This is a genomic window from Rhizobium sp. P1_E1 (genome assembly GCF_056406015.1).
Map to the genome: position 1 here is coordinate 1 of NZ_JBFUAY010000105.1, position 19,098 is coordinate 19,098.

The window sequence follows — 19,098 nt, forward strand, 5'->3', positions numbered from 1 at the left end:
GAGTTGTGTCCCGCTCGGTCAGTTGGCATCGTATCATGCCGATGGGCAGTCGCCATCTAAACGGAGCAGCAATGACGGTTGATAGTCGAGAGCAAACATCGCCGGTTCCGCTTCGAACATCACCTATCGGCCTCGAAACATATATTGCCGGCAGAACACTTGTCAGCGGGGATGGACCAGCCTGGACTGATATATTCGTGCAGGTGTTTTCCCGCCTGAAGGTGCAAGATCCCTTTCTTGTCCCAGCGGTCGCCGAGCCTCTCGTTGTTTGGGTGATCTCAGGTCAGGCATGTGTCGAGGAACGCGATCTGGGCGGGGAGTGGGAGGCCAATACAGTCAGAGTCGGGGACTTTTTTCTGACGCGGTCGCCCACGCCATACGAAATGCGCTGGCACGCCGAGGGAGACGAACCTTTCCAGGTAATGCATCTCTATCTCTCCGTTCCGTTGTTTGACCGGGTGGCGGAAGGGGTTCTCGGCAAGGCTGCCAGCGCCATGCGCCTGCGCGACATATCGGGCGGCCGCGACCAACATCTCTCCAGCATGCTGGAACTGATCCATGCTGAACTGACGGCAGAAGGGCAGGCAAGTCGGCTCTTCGTGCAGGGATTGGCGCAGACGCTCGCTGTTCACCTTATCCGACAATATGCAACATTCGACGCAGAGGCACGGCCGTCAAATGCGCTCCGGGCGCCAAGCTACGGCGGGCGATCGCATTCATGGAAGCCAACCTTCAAGAGCCGTTTGATCTCGCACGTCTGGCGCAAACGGCCGGCATGAGCGCTTTTCACTTCAGCCGCCTCTTTAAGAAGGCCACCGGCCTTTCTCCATCCCATTATTTCATTCGCCAACGCATAGCCAAAGCCCAGCAACTTCTGCAGGAAACCAGCACCAGCATCATCGAGATCGGCATGTCCGTGGGGTATTCGAGCCCTAGCCATTTTGCTCAGATTTTCCGCCGGGAGGCTGGCGTCTCCCCCAGCGACTACCGTTGCAGCTAAAGCGCGTCGCGATCTTTTTCAGATTCGCTCATTGCGCTTTAGGTCTTGGTTTCTACGCATGTCGTTGTCGCAAAACCGCTGCACACTTTTGTGCGACATGCTTTAGCATTTCAGCTTGGTCCTTGCGGATTTGAGCAAGATCCCGACAGGTCTCGCAAGGTCCCGAGAGAGGGATCGATCACTCCTCTTTATGTTCCTCCTTGTCGAACACGACCGTCCTTTCGGTTGGAAGGGCGCCCAGTCAAGGAGATAAACCATGACGAATATCAATGGAAAAATCGCGCTGGTCACCGGCGCCTCGAGCGGCATCGGTGCCGCTACCGCGTTGAAGCTCGCCGAGGCCGGCGCAAAGGTCGGTATCGCCGCCCGTCGCACCGACAAACTTGAAGGCCTCCAAAAGGAGATCGCCTCTGGGGGCGGTGAAGCCCTCGTGATCGAAATGGACGTGGTCGATCCAGCCTCCGTCGAAGCCGGCGTCAAAAAGCTGGTGGGTGCCTATGGTTCGATCGACATTCTCGTCAACAATGCTGGCCTGATGCCGCTTTCGGATGTGGATCAGTTTAAAGTCGACGAATGGCACCGGATGGTCGACGTCAATGTGAAAGGCCTGCTGAACACCACTGCTGCAGTTCTGCCGCAGATGATCAATCAACATTCGGGCCACATCTTCAACATGTCGTCGATTGCTGGCCGCAAGGTCTTCAAAGGCCTGTCGGTTTATTGCGCCACCAAACATGCGGTGGCCGCGTTCTCCGACGGCCTGCGCATGGAAGTGGGCCAGAAGCACAACATTCGGGTGACTTGCATCCAGCCAGGCGCCGTGGCGACCGAGCTGTATGATCACATCACGGAGCCTGGCTATATCAAGCAGATGGACGACCTTGCCAAGCAGATGACGTTCCTGCAGGGCGCAGACATCGGCGACACCATCGTCTTCGCGGCGCAGGCGCCTGCCCATGTGAATGTCGCGGAACTCTTCGTTCTGCCGGTCGAACAGGGCTGGTAACCACACCAGAAGGTCTTTCAGCTTCCCCGCATACATGCGGGGAAGAGACTCGCGAAGGAGCCGGACGATGAAAGAGATTTCCGCTTCCCAGGCCTATCGCCTGCTCGAACCCGGCCCGATCGTTCTTGTGACGACGAGCCTTGAGGGAACGCCCAATGTGATGACGATGGGTTTTCACATGATGATCCAGCATGCGCCGCCGCTGATCGGTTGCGTCATCGGCCCTTGGGACTTCAGCCACCAGACCTTGAAAAAGACCGGCGAATGCGTGATCGCGATTCCAGCCGTCGATCTTGCCGAAACCGTAGTGGACATCGGTAATTGCTCCGGTGACACGGTGGACAAGTTCGAGCGGTTCAGCCTGAGGACTCGTCCAGCAAAGGATGTCGCGGCGCCGTTGCTGGTGGACTGCCTTGCCAATATCGAATGCCGTGTTGCCGATCCGAGCTTCGTCGATCGATACAATCTCTTCATCCTCGAAGCAAAGAGGATCTGGATCGACGAGAGCTGCAAGGAACGACGGACCATGCATCATCGCGGTGACGGCAGCTTCACCGTGGATGGCGGCACACTCGATCTCCGGAAGCGCATGGTCAAGTGGCGGCACTTGCCATAAAGCGCGCCGCTGCACGCAAAAAAACATCCCTAAACTTCACATTGATTGAAAGGATATGAATATGTCCGCCTATCTCGTTGTCGATCTCGATATCCACGACCCCGAAGCCATTGCCGATTACCGCTCCAAGGCCCTGCCTCTGGTGGCAAAGGCCGGCGGCCGCCTCATTGCTCTCGATGACGCGCCGCTCGAACTCGAAGGCTGGCAGGCGACGAATATGCTGATCATCGAGTTTCTCGATATGGATGCCATCCGTGGTCTCTTTGCATCGCCCGAATATGCGCCGCTCGCACACCAACGGCAGGCTGCCGCAGGTTCGCGGATCATTGCCTTGCGTGGCGTTTAATAGGATTCGAGGGCGCGCGATCCCGACAGCATTGGTCAGGGAGAAACCGAAACCGCCTCGCCGATCACTGCAGAAGGAGCGTGCGGGCGAGTTGACGACTCCTGTTGCGCTTCGCCCTCCGCCTATCAGGCGCCGGTCTCCGCCAGGTCCGGCGCCTTTACCTTGTCGATCCGGCATTGGAAACAGTTGTTGCGCGCGGAACGCACATGCACATAGGCGATATCAGATCGTCCGAGCAGCTCTTTGCCATAGGCTGGAATATCGCCGATCTCAGTCACCGCACCGGTACCGTAGACGATGCGGTTGTTCTCGCTGTAGCCGCGGACGATGAAGTCACGGCTCGTCGTCAGCATCGGCGGCATGATCTCTTCGGCGGCGTAGCGTGCGCAAGGCTGCTTGTGCAGGAAGACAGGGCCGGTTTCGGCATAGGGCTGCAGCTCGGGGAAGGGCCGGTAGGCAAAGACCAGCAATTCCTGGCCCGCATCGATATTCTGAAGGCAATGGCGGCAGGGATGGCCGGGACCATCGGAGACGATCGTCTCGGGCAGCCTGTCATAGGCGTCGCGGCCGCCGTTCCAGAGGCGTTCGGCGTCGGTCGTCGGCATGGCAACAAAACGAATGGCGGTCATGGCAGATCTCCTTTGTGATTGCCATGAAATGCACCTGGACGAGCGGGCAAGCCACCCGATTCTTGCCTGCGTCTGCATATGAGATCGCCGGAGAGTGAAAAGCGGAGTATCTTCTGGGCGTACGTTGTAAGGCGAAAGGAGAAGGCCTTGGCCGACATCGATCTGGCGCTGCTGGCGCAACAGAATGCAGAAATACTGGAAGAGCTCAGGGCTCTGCGCCGGGAAGTGGCGGAACTGAAGGAACAGTCGGGCCGCACGCTCGATTTCGAACGCCGAAACGACCCGCGCCGCCCGAACAGCCTGACGCAGCGTTAGCCACCTCCGCTGACGTCGGGAAAGAAGCCGTCAGCTTTTCCGCGCAATCTCCAGAAGCTCCTTGTCGCTGAGCGGGCGGACGATGCCGGTACCGGTCGAAACGGGGGAGAAGCCGTACATCTGGTAGAGCTGCAGCGCACGCGGATGGTCGAGATTGTTGGTGGTGGTGGTGACCCGCTTCGGATTGAGCGACCAGATGGCATAGAGCGCCTGCAGCAGGAACCATTTGCCGATGCCGAGACCGAGCGCATGTTCAATCAGGCCAAAATGGCTGAGCTCGATCATATCCTCGTCTTCGCAGAAATATTCGTAGAATCCGGCGGGCGCGCCGTTCACGTAGAGAACGCTGATATTGTTGCGCTTGTCGTTCAGCGTCTCGGCAAGCTGCTCGTCACTCATGCGCAACCGATCCACCCATTGCCAGCGCGCACCCACCTGCCGGTAGAGATAGCGGTAGAAGGGCAATGGGATCTCGGGAGCGCGCATGATCGCCGTCTGGATATTGACGGGCACCGGCATGCTTGCCTTCGGCGGCGCCGTCATTTCGAGCCGGGTGATGTGAGCTTTCAGCGAAGCGGGTGTCTTCCCCATGGCGATCAGGCTTTGACCGGCGTCGGCGGACCGGTGACGATGGGCGTATCGTCACGGCTGCCCCATTCGCTCCACGAGCCGTCATAAAGCTTGTTGTCGTGATGACCGAGCGATTCCAGCGCCAGCGTGATAATGGCGGCGGTGATTCCCGAGCCGCAGGACGTGACGACAGGCTTTGAAAGATCGATGCCGGCATCTTCGATCGTCTGCCTGAGTTCGGGCAGCGACTTGAACCGGCCCTGGTTGGCGAAGACGCCGGAGGGCAGGCTGCGGGCGCCGGGCATATGGCCGGAGCGCATGCCGACACGCGGTTCGGGTTCGGCGGCTGCAAAGCGGCCGGCGCTGCGGGCATCGGCGATCTGCATCGCGGCGCTGGAGACGATGTCGCGCATCGTATCGAGCGTCACCACGCGGCTTTCATCGAAATTCGGCGTAAAGGTCGTCGGCACATGCTTGGGTGCTGCGGTTTCCAGCGGACGGCCCTCGGCCTTCCAGCCGTCGAGACCGCCGTCGAGAACGAAGACGTTTTTCGCGCCCATCACCCGGAACAGCCACCAGACGCGCGGCGAGGCGAACAGGCCGATGCCGTCATAAACGACGATCCGATCATTCTCGCTGATGCCGAGCCGGCCGACTTCGGCGGCAAAATAATCGGGCGAGGGGATCGTGTGCGGCAGCGACGTTGAATGATCGGCGATCTTGTCCTGATCGAAGCGGATGGCGCCGGGAATATGGCCGGCCGCATATTCGGCATCGGCATCGCGCTTCTGCGCCGGCAGATAGAAGGAGGCGTCCAGCACGCGCAGGTCAGCTTTCCCGAGCTCGGACTGCAGCCAGTCGGCCGAAACGACGAAACGGCTCTTGGTCTCACTCATTATGGTCTCCCTTGATGGTCAGGCTTCGTCGCCGGGCGTGCCGAAGCGGATGCGGAAGCGCCGGTTCTCTTTGCCCTTCTTCTCGATTTTGGCGATATGGATCCGGCCGACTTCCTGAGTCTCGGAGACATGTGTGCCGCCGCAGGGTTGGCTGTCAATCGAGGAGTTCTCGCCGATGCAGACGAGGCTGACGCGCCCGAGCCCCAGCGGCGGGCGCACGTTCTTCGATTTGACGATGTCGGGATTGGCCGTAAGCTCCTCGTCGGTGATCCATTGCAGATAGACCGGATGGTTCTGCTCGACCAGTTCCATCAGTTTGGTCGTCACCTCGTCCTTGTCGATCGTTTCGGCCATATCGAAGTCGACGCGGCTCTCCTCCTCGCCGACGGCAGCGCCGGTGATCGGATAGGAGCAGACGACGGAAAGCAGGTGGCAGGCCGTGTGCATGCGCATCAGCCTGTAGCGGCGCGGCCAGTCGACATGCAGCACCAGCGTCTCGCCGACCAAAGGCCGCGGCTCGTTTTCGAGCGGCACATGGATGATGACATCTTTGCTTGGACCATGCTTCGTCTGACTAAGCGCGATCTTGCTGCCGTCGGCACGTTCGAGCTGGCCGGTGTCACCAGGCTGGCCACCTGATGTCGCATAGAAGCAGGTCTGGTCCAGTTCGATGCCCCCGTCTTCGTGAATGGCGGTGACGACCGCCTCGCACGTCGAGAGATAGAAGTCGTCACGATAGAGGGCATTGACCGGCATGGGTTCTCACACGGGTTCGTAGGGAACGTGGATATCGGGCGACTTGGCCATCCAGCCCGGAACGGGCAGCCCCTTCGAGGTGAGGAAATCCGGATTGAAGAGCTTCGACTGATAGCGGTTGCCGTAATCGCAGAGGATCGTCACCACCGTGTGACCAGGTCCAAGATCCCGGGCGAGATTGACAGCGCCGGCAATGTTGATCGCTGTCGAGCCGCCAAGGCAGAGGCCCTCGTTCTCGACGAGGTCGAAGAGATAGGGAAGCGCTTCGGCATCCGAGATCCGATAAGCATAGTCAGGCGTGAAACCCTCGAGATTGGCGGTGATGCGGCCCTGGCCAATGCCCTCGGTGATTGAGGATCCCTCGGATTTCAGCGCACCGTTCTGGTAGAATTCATAGAGAGCGGCGCCGTCGGGATCGGCGATGCCGATCTTGACGTCAGATTTGAAAGCCTTGAGGCCGGTAGCCACGCCTGCCAGCGTGCCGCCGGAGCCGACCGAGCAGATGAAGCCGTCGACCTTACCGTCGGTGTCTTTCCAGATCTCCTTGGCGGTCGTTTCGATATGCGCCTGACGATTGGCGACGTTGTCGAACTGGTTTGCCCAGATCGCCCCGTTCGGCTCGGTCTTCGCCAGCTGCTCTGCGAGCCGCCCGGACACCTTCACGTAGTTGTTCGGGTTCTTGTAGGCAACGGCGGGCACTTCGACGAGTTCGGCGCCAAGCAGCTTCAGCGCGTCTTTCTTTTCCTGGCTCTGCGTTTCCGGGATGACGATGACGGTGCGATAACCGAGCGCCTTGGCGACCAGCGTCAGTCCGATGCCGGTATTGCCGGCCGTACCCTCGACGATGACGCCGCCCGGACGAAGCAATCCCTTCCGCTCTGCGTCGCGGATGATGTAGAGCGCGGCGCGATCCTTCACCGACTGGCCGGGGTTCAGGAACTCCGCCTTGCCGAGAATGGTGCAGCCGGTCACCTCTGAGGCGCCCTTGAGTTTGATCAGGGGCGTGTTGCCGATGGCTTCAAGGACGGAGGGGTGGAAGGTCATGGAATCTGCCTCTATTCGAACTCTTACTTTAAGAACGGTCTTTTCCCTTCACAAGGCTGAGTTGGCAAGAAAAGCTATTCCACACCTCTGTCGGACGCGATAAAATTTGGCTTTCCTCCCCAAAATGACTATGGCCCCGCAATCCCGCCGTGTGCGGGGTGATCCGAAGATTGACTTTCCCCGTACGGATGACGACAAAGCGAAAACGGAGCGCGGCAACAGGGCGTGACCGAAACCGAGATGGTTCACGAGCAGATCGACACGATCGATGCATTGATGGCGCATTATGTCGCCGGCTCCTTGCCTGAGCCGGCGCGTGTGCTGGTGCAGTCTCATCTGGAAATGAAACCGGACAATCGCAGCCTGGTAAACAGCCTCGAGCTGCTGGCAGGCGAAGCTCTGGAAAACGCGCCTGAAGTCGCCATTGCCGATCGCGACGGACGGCTTGCGGCGATCTTTTCCTCTGCATCTCCCGTCCCGGCGGCGCAGACGGCCACGCGACCGGAAAATGCGCTGTTTCCTCAAGCGTTGCGTGCTCTCTTGGGCTTCGAGGCCGAGGATGTGCCCTGGCGCCGGCGATTGCCCGGTTTCAGGGAATATTCGCTCGACATGGACGGCTGCGAGGTCAGCCTGATGTGGATCCGGCCGGGCCGCGCCTTGCCGGCGCACACCCATAAAGGCATGGAACTGATCCTCATCCTCGACGGCGCCTTCAACGATGAACGCGGCCGTTTCGGTCCCGGCGACATCTCCATTGCCGACGAGACGGTCGACCACCGGCCGGTCGCCGAAAAGGACAGGCCTTGCATCGCCTTTGCCGTTTCGGACGGGCCGGTCAAGCTCACCGGATCCTTTCGTCAGATGATCGGCGACCTGATCGGCTGAAAGCAGCCACAATGGTGTGATAGAGCCCTAAATCCGGGAGGAGCAGAGAAACTTCCGGACCTGTTTTCGTGTTGATCAGGCGGCCCGGAGGAACATGTCATGCGTGATTTCATTGCCCATCCCGAACATGGAATCGTCTGGATTTCAGGCGCGAGTTCAGGCATTGGCCGGGCGCTTGCGTTAAAGCTCGCCGCCGAAGGATACAAGGTCGCCGTCACCGCCAGAAGTCACGAAAAGCTGGTGGAGCTGCAGACCGAAGCCCGCGGCCTTTCCGGCAGCATTGTCGTTCTCGACGGCGACGTCACCGATGCCGAGGACATGGAACATGTCATGGCCTCCATCGAATATGAGCACGGGACGCTCGCCATGGCGATCCTCAATGCCGGCGTCTATCTGCCGGTCCACGCCGAGGACCTGAACCGCAGCGATTTCGAAAAGAGCTTTGCCGTCAATCTCTCCGGCGTCGTCAACTGTCTGTTGCCCGCGATCCGCCATATGAAGGCGAAAGGGCAGGGACAGATCGCCATCGTTTCCTCCGTCACCGGCTATGGCGGCTTGCCGACAGGAGCTGCCTATGGCGCCACCAAGGCGGCGCTGATCAATATGGCCGAAAGCCTGAAATTCGATCTCGACAAGATGGGCATCCGCATCCAGCTCGTCAGCCCGGGCTTCGTCGATACGCCGGCGACGAGGAAAAATGCCTTTCCGATGCCGGCCTTGGTATCGGTCGAGGAAGCCGCCCGGGAGATTGCTGCCGGATTGAAATCGCAGACCTTCGAGATCACTTTCCCGAAGCGCTTCACCACCATGCTGAAGCTCGCGCGCCTGCTCCCTTATGGCGCTTATTTCACGCTGGTGAACCGCGTGACCGGCTGGCGGGAGCGGCCGCCATTGCCTGGTCACCATCCGGTGACACCGCATGCGGCGGAATGATCAACGACGCGAAAACACGACCTGACGGACATCGATATTGCGGGCGCGGAAGCCGGCCTCGCAATAGAACAGATAGAATTCCCAGAGCCGTTTGAAGCGCTCGTCGAAGCCCATCGGGCGAATGCGCTCCCAGACCGACCAGAAGCGCTCGCGCCATTCGGCAAGCGTGCGGGCGTAGTCGAGCCCGAAGCCGAAGTCCTTGACCAGCGACAGATCGACCTTGCCGGCGAGTTCGGCCAGATGGTTGCGCGTCGGCAGCATGCCGCCTGGAAAGACATATTTCTGGATGAAGTCAGGGTTGCTGCGATACTGGTCGAAGGATTCCGGCCGGATGGTGATGATCTGCAGGCCAGCCTTGCCGCCCGGCTTCAGACATTGCCTGAGCTTGGAGAAATAGGACGGCCAGTATTTTTCGCCGACCGCTTCGAACATCTCGATCGAAACGATCCGGTCGTAGAGCCCTGCTTCATCGCGGTAATCCTGGAAGCGGAATTCCACGCGGTCATCGAGGCCGGCCTTGTGGATGCGCTCCTCGGCAAAGGCAAGCTGCTCGCGGCTGATCGTCAGCCCTGTCACCTTGCACTTCAGCTCGCTTGCGGCAAATTCGGCAAAACCGCCCCAGCCGCAGCCGATCTCCAGCACATGGTCGCCGGGCCCGATGCCGGTCGCCTCGGCAAGCGCCCGGTATTTGGCGTTCTGGGCCGATTGCAGATCGTTGGCGCCGGTGGAATAGAGTGCTGAGGAATAGGTCATGCTCGGATCGAGCCATTCCCTGTAGAAATCGTTGCCGAGATCGTAATGGGCGGAAATGTTGCGCTTCGAGCCCGTTTTGGTATTGGTGTTCATCCAATGGCGGACGCGCTCGAAGAGGCGGCCAAGACCGCCCTTGCCATGCGCATAGCTGAACGCGGCCTCGCCATTGACAAGGAAGAGTTCGAGGAAGGCGGCGATATCAGGGCTGTCCCAATCGCCGTCCATATAGGTTTCGGCGACCCCGATCGTGCCGCTCGTCAGCGCCCGATAGGCAAGGTTCCAGTTGTGGAGGCTGAGCGCCGCCTTTGGCCCGGCCTTCTTGCCCTCGACCAGCAGCCTGCGGCCGTCGGGAAGGGTAACGGCAAGCGAACCGTGCTGCATGTGCAGAAGTCCGCGCAGCGCCAGCTTTGCTTTGAAGGGCAGACCCTTCACCATGCGGGACATGTTTTCGGCCGTCAGCGTCACTGCATCACGAGCCAGCAGATTCCAGTCCTGCGCCTTGCTCATTTCTCCTCCTCCAGCATTTTCCTGCCGGTTAGGGACGAAGCACCCTTGATGATACGCGCGGCCGCCCCCCGGCCATTGCATCGAACGCTAATGTCATTCCGCCGCTTCCGCAAGCGGGCGGGGCTGGCGGACGCTGACTTCAGGCGGGGGCGCAGGACGCCGGACGTAGCGCGCCCCCTTCAGCCACAACTTCAACGCTTCCCAATGGATGCCGGCGATGATCTTGAAGGTGAGGAAGGGGATGCGCGCCGTCAACCCCAGCAGCAAGGCGCTGGTCAACGGCACCTGTCGTCCGGAAAATGTCGCCGAGAGAAGCGGGCCTTCGCAGTCGTTCTCCAGGATGCGCCAGCGGATTTCGGCGCCGGGCGGCAGCATGCGGAAATGATAGCGCGCCGCCATGCCGATGAAGGGTGAGACGTGGAAGAGCTTGTCGCAGCTCTGGCGAAGCCCGCTTTCCGACATCTCGCCACAGCCGACCGGACAGACATAGCTGTGCCGCTCGCCGAAAGTATTGCGCACCTCGTAGATCATCGCGACGACTGCGCCACCGGCATCATAGGCGTGATAGACTGAAAGCGGATTGAAGACATAGCCGAGAATTCGGGGATAACAGACGAGCAGGATCCTGTCCGCGCGGTCGAGCCCCGCCTTGGCGAGCAGCCGGTCGGCATAGGCACGCAGTGATGTGTCYCTGGTATCGGCATGGTCCCTCTCGTGAAACGAGATGAGATTGGGCCCATTGACGGAAAACAGCACCGATAACCCGCCGGCCTCGTCCAGTCTGTCGAGATCGACAAGCAGCGAGAAGACACGGTAACGGAAGCGATGGCCGAACGGTTTCATGCGTTGATGCATGATCTCGCCGACATAGAGTGCTGCGGCGGCATCCGGTGGAGCGCCGTTGGCCGCCGCATTCATGCCACGCCTTTTTTTGCCGCGTCCTGTCATGCCGCCACGTCCGGTTGAGGTTCCCAGGTTTGGGCAGTCCGCCAGGGTATGATCCCGCCCAAGGCCTCTGCCGCAGCTAGACCGGAAACGAGACCATCCTCATGGAATCCGTACCCCGTCCAGGCACCGGCGAAATAGCAATTACTTTGTCCCTGAATGGTGACAAGCGCCTGTTGCGCAGCCATGGCGTCCGCCGAGAATTGCGGATGTTCATAGGTGAACTCGGCAAACACTTTATGGGGGTCCGGCTCGCGGTCGGGATTGAGGGTCACGAATAGCGGGAATTTGTCGTCGATGCCCTGCAGCCGGTTCATCCAGTAAGTCACGGCGACGTCGGCCTTTCCACCTTCACGGCTTGAACGGAGATAGTTCCATGAGGCCCAAACCTTGCGCCGCTGCGGCATCAGCGATTGGTCGCGGTGCAGGACGACGCGGTTCGGCTGATAGGGGATGGCGGCGAGCAGCCTGCTTTCCCGATCGGTGGCATCGGCGAGCAGGCGGGCTGTCTGATCGCTGTGGCAGGCGAAGATCACCTTATCGAACGGGTGTGCGATCCCCGTCTCGTCGATGATCGTGACGCCGCGCTCGGAGCGGATGACGCTGCGCACGCCACAGGAAAGTTTCACGCGTTCGCCGAGCGGCCGAAGCAGCCGGTCGAGATAGGTACGGCTGCCGCCGGTCACTGTGCGCCACTGGTGCTGCCGGCGATAGATCAGCCGGTGATTATCGAAGAAATTGACGAAATGCTCGGCCGGAAACTGCAGCATGCGGGTTGATGGTGTCGACCAGATCGCCGCCGCCATCGGCACGAGATAGTTGTTGGTGAATCCGGGCGAGAAGGCGCGCCAGTCGAGATAATCGCCGATCGAGCGCGAGGCGAGATGGCCGGCAGCGCGATCTTCGAGGCAGCTGCGATTGAAGCGCAAAATCTCGCGGATCATCCATAGAAACGATGGCCGCAGCAGGTTGCGCTTTTGCGCAAAGATCGAGGACAGCCCGCCGCCGCTCCATTCCAGCTTGCCGCGATCCAGTGAGAGCGAAAAGCTCATATCGCTTGCATGTGTCGCGATGCCGAGCTCGGCAAACAGCGCCGTCAGGTTGGGGTAATTCTGTTCGTTATAGACGATGAAGCCGGTATCGACCGCAATTTCAACCCCGTCGTAATCCACGTCGACGGTCGCCGTATGGCCCCCGGCCCGCGCTTGGCTTTCATAAAGCGTAACGTCGTGCACTGGGTTTAAAGCCCAGGCCGCGGAGGCGCCCGAGATGCCGGAGCCGATGACGGCGATCTTCAGCCGGCGTGGGGCTGGACGGAAGTGCGCGTTCATGCTGTATCCCTCGTAGCATTGTAGGCGGCGAGCGCCCGGTTGCGGGCGAGTGCGTGATCGACGATCGGTTTCGGATAGGTCTGGCCAAGCGCGATRCCGGCCTCGTCGAGCATGCTCCTCGGCGCCTCGAACGGCCGGTGGATGTATTTTGCCCCGAGCTCTCGAAGCTCCGGCACATAGCTCCTGACATATTTGCCGTCGGGATCGAATTTTTCACCCTGCAGCACCGGATTGAAGATGCGGAAAAACGGCGAGGCGTCAGCTCCCGAGCCCGCCACCCATTGCCAGCTTGCCGCATTGTTGGCGGGATCGGCATCGACAAGCGTATCCCGAAACCAGGCTTCGCCCCGGCGCCAGTCGATCATCAGATCCTTGATGAGGAAGGAGGCGACGATCATGCGCACGCGATTGTGCATCCAGCCATGGCGCCAGAGCTGGCGCATGCCGGCATCAATGATCGGATAGCCGGTCATGCCGCGGCGCCACGCCTTGAAATCGTCGTCGTCGTTGCGCCATTCGAAGCCGTCGAAACGCTCGTTCCAGTTGTTCGATGCAAGACGCGGGAAGTGGAAAAGCAAGTGATAGGAGAATTCGCGCCAGGCGATCTCCTTGCGAAAATGCACGACATCGGCCGCTGCCACCCGTTTCGACAGGCCGCGTGTGGCATCCCAGATGCGGGCAGGGGAGATCTCGCCGAACGCCAGGTGTGGCGACAGCATCGACGTCGCGGGTCTCGCAGGATAGTCACGGTTTTCCTTGTAGCCGTCGAGCGCGTCTTCGATGAAGGCACGCAGCTTCTCATGCGCGCCATCTTCGCCGGGAGTCCAGAGATCGGTAAAATCGCCCGCCCAGTCCGGTTTCGTCGGGAGCAGCTTCCAGCTCTCCAGCGCTTCTGATTTCGGAAATTGCGACGCAAGCCGAAGTTTTGCCGGCGCCTCCAGCGGCGGCTCCGGTTCGCCGCCGCCCTCCAGCGCGCGCCAGAACGGCGTGTAGACGCGATAGGGCGTGCCGTTGCCGGTCACCAGCCGGGAAGGGTCGTGCAGCAACTGGCCCCCAAAGCTTCTTGCCTCGATCGCCTGCTTTTCCAATTCGTGCTTGATACGGACGTCGATGGAGATGCCGGCTGGATCGTAGCGCCGGTTCCAAAAGACGGCTTCGGCCCCGCTCTCCCTGATGAAGGCGCGGAGCACTTCGAACGCCTCGCCGCTTGCCAGCACCAGCCGACTTCTCCGCTTGCGCAGCGATCTGTCGAGCGCTTCCAGCGAATGACGCAGCCACCAGGCCTGCGCAGCGCCCAGCGGACCGGTGTCTGCTGCGTCCGGCTCGCTTATATAGAGGGGGATGACCGGCCGTCCGGAGCGATGGGCGGCATCGAGAGCCCGGTTGTCATCAAGGCGCAAGTCCTTGCGAAACCAGAGGATAACAGGGTTTGCGATGTCCTTTGCCAATGAAGCCGTTCCGTTGGTGTTCTTTTCAACCTGCTACGGATGTACGGAGCGCGCGGATCAAAAGTTTCATCCGGCGGAAAAAGCTTTTCATGGCCTTCGCGATATCAAAAAGGCCGGCGTGAACCGGCCTTTTCTGAGAGCAGCAGTCTGTCGGTTAGTTGTCGTATTCGCGGCAGGCTTCGCTGATCGATGCGCCGCTCTGGCCGCCGCGCGTATCGACGCCGGACATCTGTTGCGGCATGCCGGGGCATTCCATCGTCCTCGGCTGGCCGATGCTCTGTGTCGTCGTCGGATCGACCGGCGAGACAGGTACCGGACGAATGCCGTTGTCATCGTTGGTGTAGTCGGATGAATAGGTACCCGAATTCGGATCAGTCGAGCCGCCATTCGTCGGCCCGATTGGATCGGGGTTCGACTGGGCAAAGGCTGATGATGCCATGCCGATCGCAAGCAGCGAAGCGGCGATAAGGGACTTAGACATGGGATATCCTCCTTGGATTTTCATCTTGGATGACCCAGGGGTAACCGGCTGATGGAATCATTGTTCCGAAATTTGCCGAAAACCTACATTCAAGCCTCGCTGCGTACCCGGCATGGTTATGCGTAAACCTTAACGGGCGATGGCGCTGGATCGGCGCCGGCGCATGTCCTACTTGCATGCGGAGATACTAAAAAACCGTGGCATGAGGCCGCTATGTTCATCTCCTTTCGCGAAGCCGCAGATCTCGGTCTCCAGATCGCACTTGTGCTCACCTTAACGATGAGTGGCATGGCGGTCGCCTCCTACACCGTCAGGAATGACAGGGCTAAAATTTCAGCGATCGACGTCAGCCGTCCCTCGCTCTGGACCGCCGCGCCGATGCGCGTCGATCCGGCTACGCAAGCCTACCTGCGCGCCGATGCTTCGGCCGCACTGGAACTCGCCGATGGTGCCGATGACCTCTGCCACGACCCGATTGGCCTCCGGCTTTCCTGCGACTTGATCGTCACCTCGGGTACGGCGGCCTTCTAGGCGAAGGCGGTTGGAAGGCGTCACCGCCATCCTCCCGAAAGCTTGCAAAACGCCATGATTTGCCGTTTCATCGAGACAGCGACCACCGTTCGACTCTTTCCCTGAAGGATTCAGCCTTTTGTCTATGCCGATGCCCCGCGGCTTCGAGAAGCCCTATGCCGCCTTCCTCTTCGATATGGACGGCACCATCCTCAATTCGATCCATGCGGCCGAGCGTGCATGGAGTGACTGGGCAAGGCGCCATGGGCTCGATGTCGCCACGTTTTTGCCGAAGATGCATGGATCGCGCGGCATTGACACGATCACCCTGCTGAACTTGCCCGGAGTTGATCCCGAACATGAATCAAGACTGGTGACCGAGGCTGAAATCGCCGATGTCAGCGATGTCGTTGCCATTCCCGGCGCCGCGACCTTTCTGAGTTCATTGCCCCCGGATCGCTGGGCGATCGTCACCTCCTCGCCGTTGCGCCTTGCTCACCGGCGACTGGAGGCAGCAGGCTTGCCGGTGCCGAGATTCATGGTGACGGCTGAGGACGTCAAGGTCGGAAAACCCGACCCGCAATGTTATATTCTCGGAGCCGAACGCCTGGGCGTCAGCACGCAGGATTGCCTGGTGTTCGAGGATGTCGCAGCCGGCATCACCGCCGGCGAGGCGGCGGGTGCCGATGTCATGGTCATCACGGCAACACATCACCACAAGATGGAGACGCCGCACCCGACCCTCTCATCCTATGACGAGGTCTCGGTCCGCATCGCGGCCGAACACAGGATGCTGATCGTCCCGAACAGGGCCTGACAATGCTCCGGCTGCGTCCTGCTTGCTTTTGTACGGTTCACTCCGCGGCTGCGGCAAGACAGCGATCGATGATCCTGCCGATTTCGCTGCGGCAGGAGCCGCAATTGGTTCCAGCGCTCGTTTCCTTGCCGACCGCCTCGACGCTGTGACATCCGCCGCGCACGGCAGCAGCGATCTGGTTGACCCCGACACTGAAGCAGGAGCAGACGGTTGCGCCCGGATCCGGCCTGCCTGCTCCGGGACGACCGGCAACGAGCGCAAAGCGTTTCCTGAGGTCGCCATGCGAGGCTGAAAGCTGCGAGATCGCCCAGTTGCGTGCGACGGCGACGGGCTCGCGGGCGAGAAACAGCGCGGCAAGCAGGACCTCGCCATCGAAGAAGGCGAGCCTCAGGTCGCCGGATTGCCGGTCGGCATAACCAAGCGGTTCGATCTCTGCCGGAATGGCGAAAACCGCGCGGCACCAGGCCGTCCAGTCTTCGACGTTTTCGCCGAAAGCAAGCTCCAGCCGCCAGCCGCCGGCGGCTTTTGCCAGTGCCCAATAGGCGGCGTCAGGCGTGGCGGGTTTTGTGGCGGAGACGGCGAAACCGTAATGGGTGGCGCGAAACGGCCGGACGGCGACGGCAACGTTCTTCGATGCCGGCTGACCGGAAACAGGATCGGTGATCGGTGCGACCACGGCGTCGATCCGCGCTCTTGCGGCGAACTGGTCGTTCCAGTGCATCGGCGCAAAGATGCCGCCGCGTGCCTGGCGATCGGTGACCAGCGCCCTGACGATTGCCTTGCCGTGCGGGCTGTCGATTTCGACGAGGCCCGCGCTTGATATACCGGTCTCGATCGCGTCGCGCGGATGGATTTCCGCAAAAGGTTCGGCGATATGGGCAGAAAGCCGCGCGCTTTTTCCGGTTCGTGTCATCGTGTGCCACTGGTCGCGGATGCGCCCGGTATTCAGCGTGAAGGGGTACTCGGCATTGGTGCGATCGGTTGCGGGCGGTTTGACCGCGACGAAGCGCGCCTTGCCATCGGGATGGAAGAAACCGCCCTCGGCAAAGAAGCGGGTGACGCTGGGTGCGGACCCAGCGGCGTGCGGCCACTGAAAGGGCGACAGCTCCTCATAGGCACCGCTGCTCATGCCGGCGCGCGCGCCGATGTCGAAATCGCGGCTGCCGTTATTTTCGAAGGCGGAAAGCGCCGCGTGCTCCGCAAAGATTGCGTCCGGCGCATCAAAATCGAAGGCGGCAGCAAATCCCATGCGGCGTCCGACCTCCGCAAGCTGCCACCAGTCGGCCCTTGCATCGCCGGGGTTGTCGAGAAACGGCCGTTGCCTTGAAATGCGCCGTTCGGAATTGGTGACGGTGCCATCCTTCTCGCCCCAGCCGAGCGAGGGCAGAAGCACATCTGCGTGCCGGGTCGTGTCCGTCTCTTTGAGGATGTCCGACACGACGACGAAGGGACAGGCGGCGATCGCGCTTTCGACGCTGTCGGCATCCGGCATCGAGACGACGGGATTGGTCGCCATGATCCAGAGCGCCTTGATGCGCCCGTCGGCCACGGCGCGGAACATGTCGACTGCCTTCAGGCCGGGCTTTGCGGCGATGACGGGCGAGTTCCAGAAGCGCTGCACGCGATCCCGATCGTCGGCATTCTCGATCGCCATATGGGCGGCAAGCATATTGGCGAGACCGCCGACCTCGCGCCCGCCCATGGCGTTCGGCTGGCCGGTCAGCGAGAACGGTCCCATGCCGGGACGGCCAATGCGACCGGTCGCCAGGTGGCAGTTGAGGATTGCATTGACCTTGTCGGAGCCGGAGGAGGATTGGTTGACGCCCTGGCTGTAGCAGGTCACGACCTTCGGCGTCGTCTCGAATAGGCGGAAGAACTCCCTGATCTGCATGGCCGGCAGGCCAGTCCGTTCCAGGAGATCGTTGATATCAAGCGCGGCGGCAGCCGCAAAAGCTTCGGCGAAACCTTCGGTATGGGCGCCGATGTAATTCTGGTCGATTGCCGGACTTGTCGCGAGATGCGCAAGCAGTCCCATGAACAGCGCGACGTCGCCGTCCGGACGGATGGCGAGGTGCAGGTCGGCGATGTCGCATGTCATCGTCCGGCGCGGATCGATGACGACGATCCGCATGTTTGGCCGCGCCGTCTTTGCGGCGGCAAGCCGCTGGTAGATGACGGGATGACACCAGGCAAGATTGGAGCCGGTCAGGATCACCAGATCCGCAAGCTCGATATCCTCATAAGTCCCGGGCACCGTATCGGCGCCGAAGGCGCGGCGATGCCCCGCCACGGAGGAGGACATGCAGAGCCTTGAATTGGTGTCGATATTGCCGGAACCGATGAAGCCCTTCATCAGCTTGTTGGCAACGTAGTAATCCTCGGTCAGCAACTGGCCCGAGACGTAGAAGGCAACCGAATCCGGCCCGTGTTCGGCGATCGTTTCAGAAAAACGCCGGGCGACCAGATCAAGCGCTTCGTCCCAGCCGCTCCGTTCGCCTCCGATCTCGGGGTAGAGAAGCCGGCCATCGAGGTCGATGGTTTCGGCAAGGGCAGAACCCTTCGAGCAGAGCCGCCCGAAATTCGCCGGATGCTCGGGATCTCCTTTAACGCTGACTGCGCCTGCCTCGTCGATCGTGGCCAGAACGCCGCAGCCGACGCCGCAATAGGGACAGGTGGTTTTGACCTCAGCCGCCATCTATTCCGCCGCCATCATCAGGCTTTCCAAGGCGATGAACAGCCGGCCGTCTTCGTTCAGCACCGGTATCGTCCGGACCTCGCCTTCGTCGGCGCCGAGCGCCTTGCCTGTTTCCAGCGAGATCACCCAGTTGTGCAGCGGGCAGGTGACTGACTTGGCGTGGACGATGCCCTGGGAGAGCGGGCCGCCCTTGTGCGGGCAGTGATCCTCGATGGCGAAGACCTCGTTTTCGGCCGTGCGGAAGACGGCGATCTTGCCCTGCGGCGTCTTCACGCAGCGCGCGCCGCGCAGCGGGATATCGGAGAGGTCACCGATTGCGATCCAGTTCATATCCATCTCCTTATTCTGCAGCCTGCGGATAGCCGATCGTCGCCATCGGCTTGAACTCGTGCTTGTCCTTGCCGGAGACACGCTCTGACCAGGGATCGACCTGGGCAAATTTTTGGCTGAAGACGAAGCGTTCGTAATAGGCTTTGCGCTTTTCGGCATCGCCCATGATCTGGCGGCGGATTTCCTCCAGGCCGACGCGCTTGGCCCACTTGTAGATCCGCTCGAGATAGCGGGCCTGCTCGCGGTACATCTGCGTCAGTGCCACGATATGCTCCAGCGCCTCGT

At 60.9% G+C, this 19,098-nt stretch carries 20 protein-coding genes and 2 pseudogenes; 9 read left to right on the forward strand and 13 right to left on the reverse strand.

Translation table 11 applies throughout. From position 1 onward, the window contains the following. Window positions 1-71: 71 nt before the first annotated feature. The 4 genes and pseudogenes from AC1D1Z_RS25520 (at window position 72) to AC1D1Z_RS25535 (ending at window position 2,968) form a co-directional block, all read left to right on the forward strand. A pseudogene (locus AC1D1Z_RS25520) lies at window positions 72-1,000 on the forward strand (helix-turn-helix domain-containing protein). A 256-nt stretch (window positions 1,001-1,256) separates the two neighbouring features. Beyond that, a complete protein-coding gene (locus AC1D1Z_RS25525; protein ID WP_097625239.1) occupies window positions 1,257-2,006 on the forward strand; it encodes an SDR family oxidoreductase in 750 nt (249 codons plus the stop codon). Between the two features lie 67 nt (window positions 2,007-2,073). Further along, window positions 2,074-2,622: a flavin reductase family protein gene (locus AC1D1Z_RS25530; protein WP_047622330.1), complete on the forward strand. Its 549-nt coding sequence runs from the start codon at window positions 2,074-2,076 to the stop codon at window positions 2,620-2,622. A 61-nt stretch (window positions 2,623-2,683) separates the two neighbouring features. Next, entirely contained in the window at window positions 2,684-2,968 is a 285-nt protein-coding gene (locus tag AC1D1Z_RS25535) for a DUF1330 domain-containing protein (protein WP_028757378.1), read from the forward strand. A gap of 125 nt (window positions 2,969-3,093) precedes the next feature. On the opposite strand, the gene AC1D1Z_RS25540 is transcribed toward AC1D1Z_RS25535, so the two are convergent. Beyond that, window positions 3,094-3,597: a DUF1203 domain-containing protein gene (locus AC1D1Z_RS25540; protein WP_446963136.1), complete on the reverse strand. Its 504-nt coding sequence runs from the start codon at window positions 3,595-3,597 to the stop codon at window positions 3,094-3,096. A gap of 78 nt (window positions 3,598-3,675) precedes the next feature. Here AC1D1Z_RS25540 and AC1D1Z_RS25545 point away from each other — a divergent pair, with 78 nt between their 5' ends. Next, window positions 3,676-3,912 carry a hypothetical protein gene (locus AC1D1Z_RS25545; RefSeq protein WP_050565063.1) on the forward strand — a complete coding sequence of 79 codons (237 nt, stop codon included), beginning with the start codon at window positions 3,676-3,678 and terminating at the stop codon, window positions 3,910-3,912. 30 nt (window positions 3,913-3,942) lie between these two features. Here AC1D1Z_RS25545 and AC1D1Z_RS25550 read toward each other — a convergent pair whose 3' ends face one another. The 4 genes from AC1D1Z_RS25550 to AC1D1Z_RS25565 are packed head-to-tail and all read right to left on the reverse strand — an operon-like array spanning window position 3,943 to window position 7,178. Continuing rightward, entirely contained in the window at window positions 3,943-4,503 is a 561-nt protein-coding gene (locus AC1D1Z_RS25550; protein WP_017963991.1) for a GNAT family N-acetyltransferase, read from the reverse strand. Window positions 4,504-4,508: 5 nt separating this feature from the next. Then, window positions 4,509-5,378, reverse strand: a complete 870-nt coding sequence (gene sseA, locus AC1D1Z_RS25555; RefSeq protein WP_047622328.1) for a 3-mercaptopyruvate sulfurtransferase — start codon at window positions 5,376-5,378, stop codon at window positions 4,509-4,511. A gap of 18 nt (window positions 5,379-5,396) precedes the next feature. Continuing rightward, on the reverse strand, window positions 5,397-6,134 hold the full coding sequence (locus AC1D1Z_RS25560) for an alanyl-tRNA editing protein (RefSeq protein WP_047622327.1): 738 nt from the start codon (window positions 6,132-6,134) through the stop codon (window positions 5,397-5,399). A 6-nt stretch (window positions 6,135-6,140) separates the two neighbouring features. Further along, window positions 6,141-7,178 (reverse strand): cysteine synthase A, encoded by a 1,038-nt coding sequence (locus AC1D1Z_RS25565; RefSeq protein ID WP_018241738.1) that lies wholly within the window; start codon window positions 7,176-7,178, stop codon window positions 6,141-6,143. A gap of 225 nt (window positions 7,179-7,403) precedes the next feature. On the opposite strand from AC1D1Z_RS25565, the gene AC1D1Z_RS25570 reads away from it, so the two are divergent. Beyond that, the gene (locus AC1D1Z_RS25570; protein ID WP_018445695.1) at window positions 7,404-8,063 is read left to right on the forward strand and encodes a ChrR family anti-sigma-E factor; all 660 of its coding nucleotides are present in this window, start codon (window positions 7,404-7,406) and stop codon (window positions 8,061-8,063) included. Window positions 8,064-8,162: 99 nt separating this feature from the next. Further along, a complete protein-coding gene (locus tag AC1D1Z_RS25575) occupies window positions 8,163-8,996 on the forward strand; it encodes an SDR family NAD(P)-dependent oxidoreductase (protein WP_131604967.1) in 834 nt (277 codons plus the stop codon). On the opposite strand, the gene AC1D1Z_RS25580 is transcribed toward AC1D1Z_RS25575, so the two are convergent. From AC1D1Z_RS25580 to AC1D1Z_RS25600, 5 genes are all read right to left on the reverse strand, one after another. After that, window positions 8,997-10,256 carry an SAM-dependent methyltransferase gene (locus tag AC1D1Z_RS25580; protein WP_018241741.1) on the reverse strand — a complete coding sequence of 420 codons (1,260 nt, stop codon included), beginning with the start codon at window positions 10,254-10,256 and terminating at the stop codon, window positions 8,997-8,999. It abuts the gene before it with no gap. 93 nt (window positions 10,257-10,349) lie between these two features. Further along, complete coding sequence (locus AC1D1Z_RS25585; protein WP_115157624.1) at window positions 10,350-11,204, reverse strand: DUF1365 domain-containing protein; 855 nt, start codon at window positions 11,202-11,204, stop codon at window positions 10,350-10,352. Further along, window positions 11,201-12,532 carry an NAD(P)/FAD-dependent oxidoreductase gene (locus tag AC1D1Z_RS25590; RefSeq protein ID WP_047622323.1) on the reverse strand — a complete coding sequence of 444 codons (1,332 nt, stop codon included), beginning with the start codon at window positions 12,530-12,532 and terminating at the stop codon, window positions 11,201-11,203. The genes AC1D1Z_RS25585 and AC1D1Z_RS25590 overlap by 4 nt, the downstream gene beginning before the upstream one ends. Beyond that, window positions 12,529-13,980, reverse strand: a complete 1,452-nt coding sequence (locus AC1D1Z_RS25595; protein WP_131604969.1) for a cryptochrome/photolyase family protein — start codon at window positions 13,978-13,980, stop codon at window positions 12,529-12,531. Before AC1D1Z_RS25595 ends, AC1D1Z_RS25590 begins: the two co-directional genes overlap by 4 nt. A 154-nt stretch (window positions 13,981-14,134) precedes the next feature. Then, window positions 14,135-14,461, reverse strand: a complete 327-nt coding sequence (locus AC1D1Z_RS25600) for a hypothetical protein (protein ID WP_018241745.1) — start codon at window positions 14,459-14,461, stop codon at window positions 14,135-14,137. A gap of 213 nt (window positions 14,462-14,674) precedes the next feature. On the opposite strand from AC1D1Z_RS25600, the gene AC1D1Z_RS25605 reads away from it, so the two are divergent. After that, a complete protein-coding gene (locus AC1D1Z_RS25605; RefSeq protein ID WP_115157622.1) occupies window positions 14,675-14,992 on the forward strand; it encodes a hypothetical protein in 318 nt (105 codons plus the stop codon). Window positions 14,993-15,110: 118 nt separating this feature from the next. After that, on the forward strand, window positions 15,111-15,788 hold the full coding sequence (locus tag AC1D1Z_RS25610; RefSeq protein ID WP_182565849.1) for an HAD family hydrolase: 678 nt from the start codon (window positions 15,111-15,113) through the stop codon (window positions 15,786-15,788). A gap of 37 nt (window positions 15,789-15,825) precedes the next feature. On the opposite strand, the gene AC1D1Z_RS25615 is transcribed toward AC1D1Z_RS25610, so the two are convergent. The 3 genes and pseudogenes from AC1D1Z_RS25615 to AC1D1Z_RS25625 form a co-directional block, all read right to left on the reverse strand. Next, window positions 15,826-18,483, reverse strand: coding sequence for a nitrate reductase (locus AC1D1Z_RS25615; RefSeq protein WP_131604970.1), 2,658 nt, complete (start codon window positions 18,481-18,483; stop codon window positions 15,826-15,828). Beyond that, window positions 18,484-18,819: a nitrite reductase small subunit NirD gene (gene nirD, locus AC1D1Z_RS25620; protein WP_028732148.1), complete on the reverse strand. Its 336-nt coding sequence runs from the start codon at window positions 18,817-18,819 to the stop codon at window positions 18,484-18,486. It abuts the gene before it with no gap. Between the two features lie 4 nt (window positions 18,820-18,823). Next, window positions 18,824-19,098: pseudogene (locus tag AC1D1Z_RS25625) on the reverse strand (nitrite reductase large subunit); the annotation flags it as partial.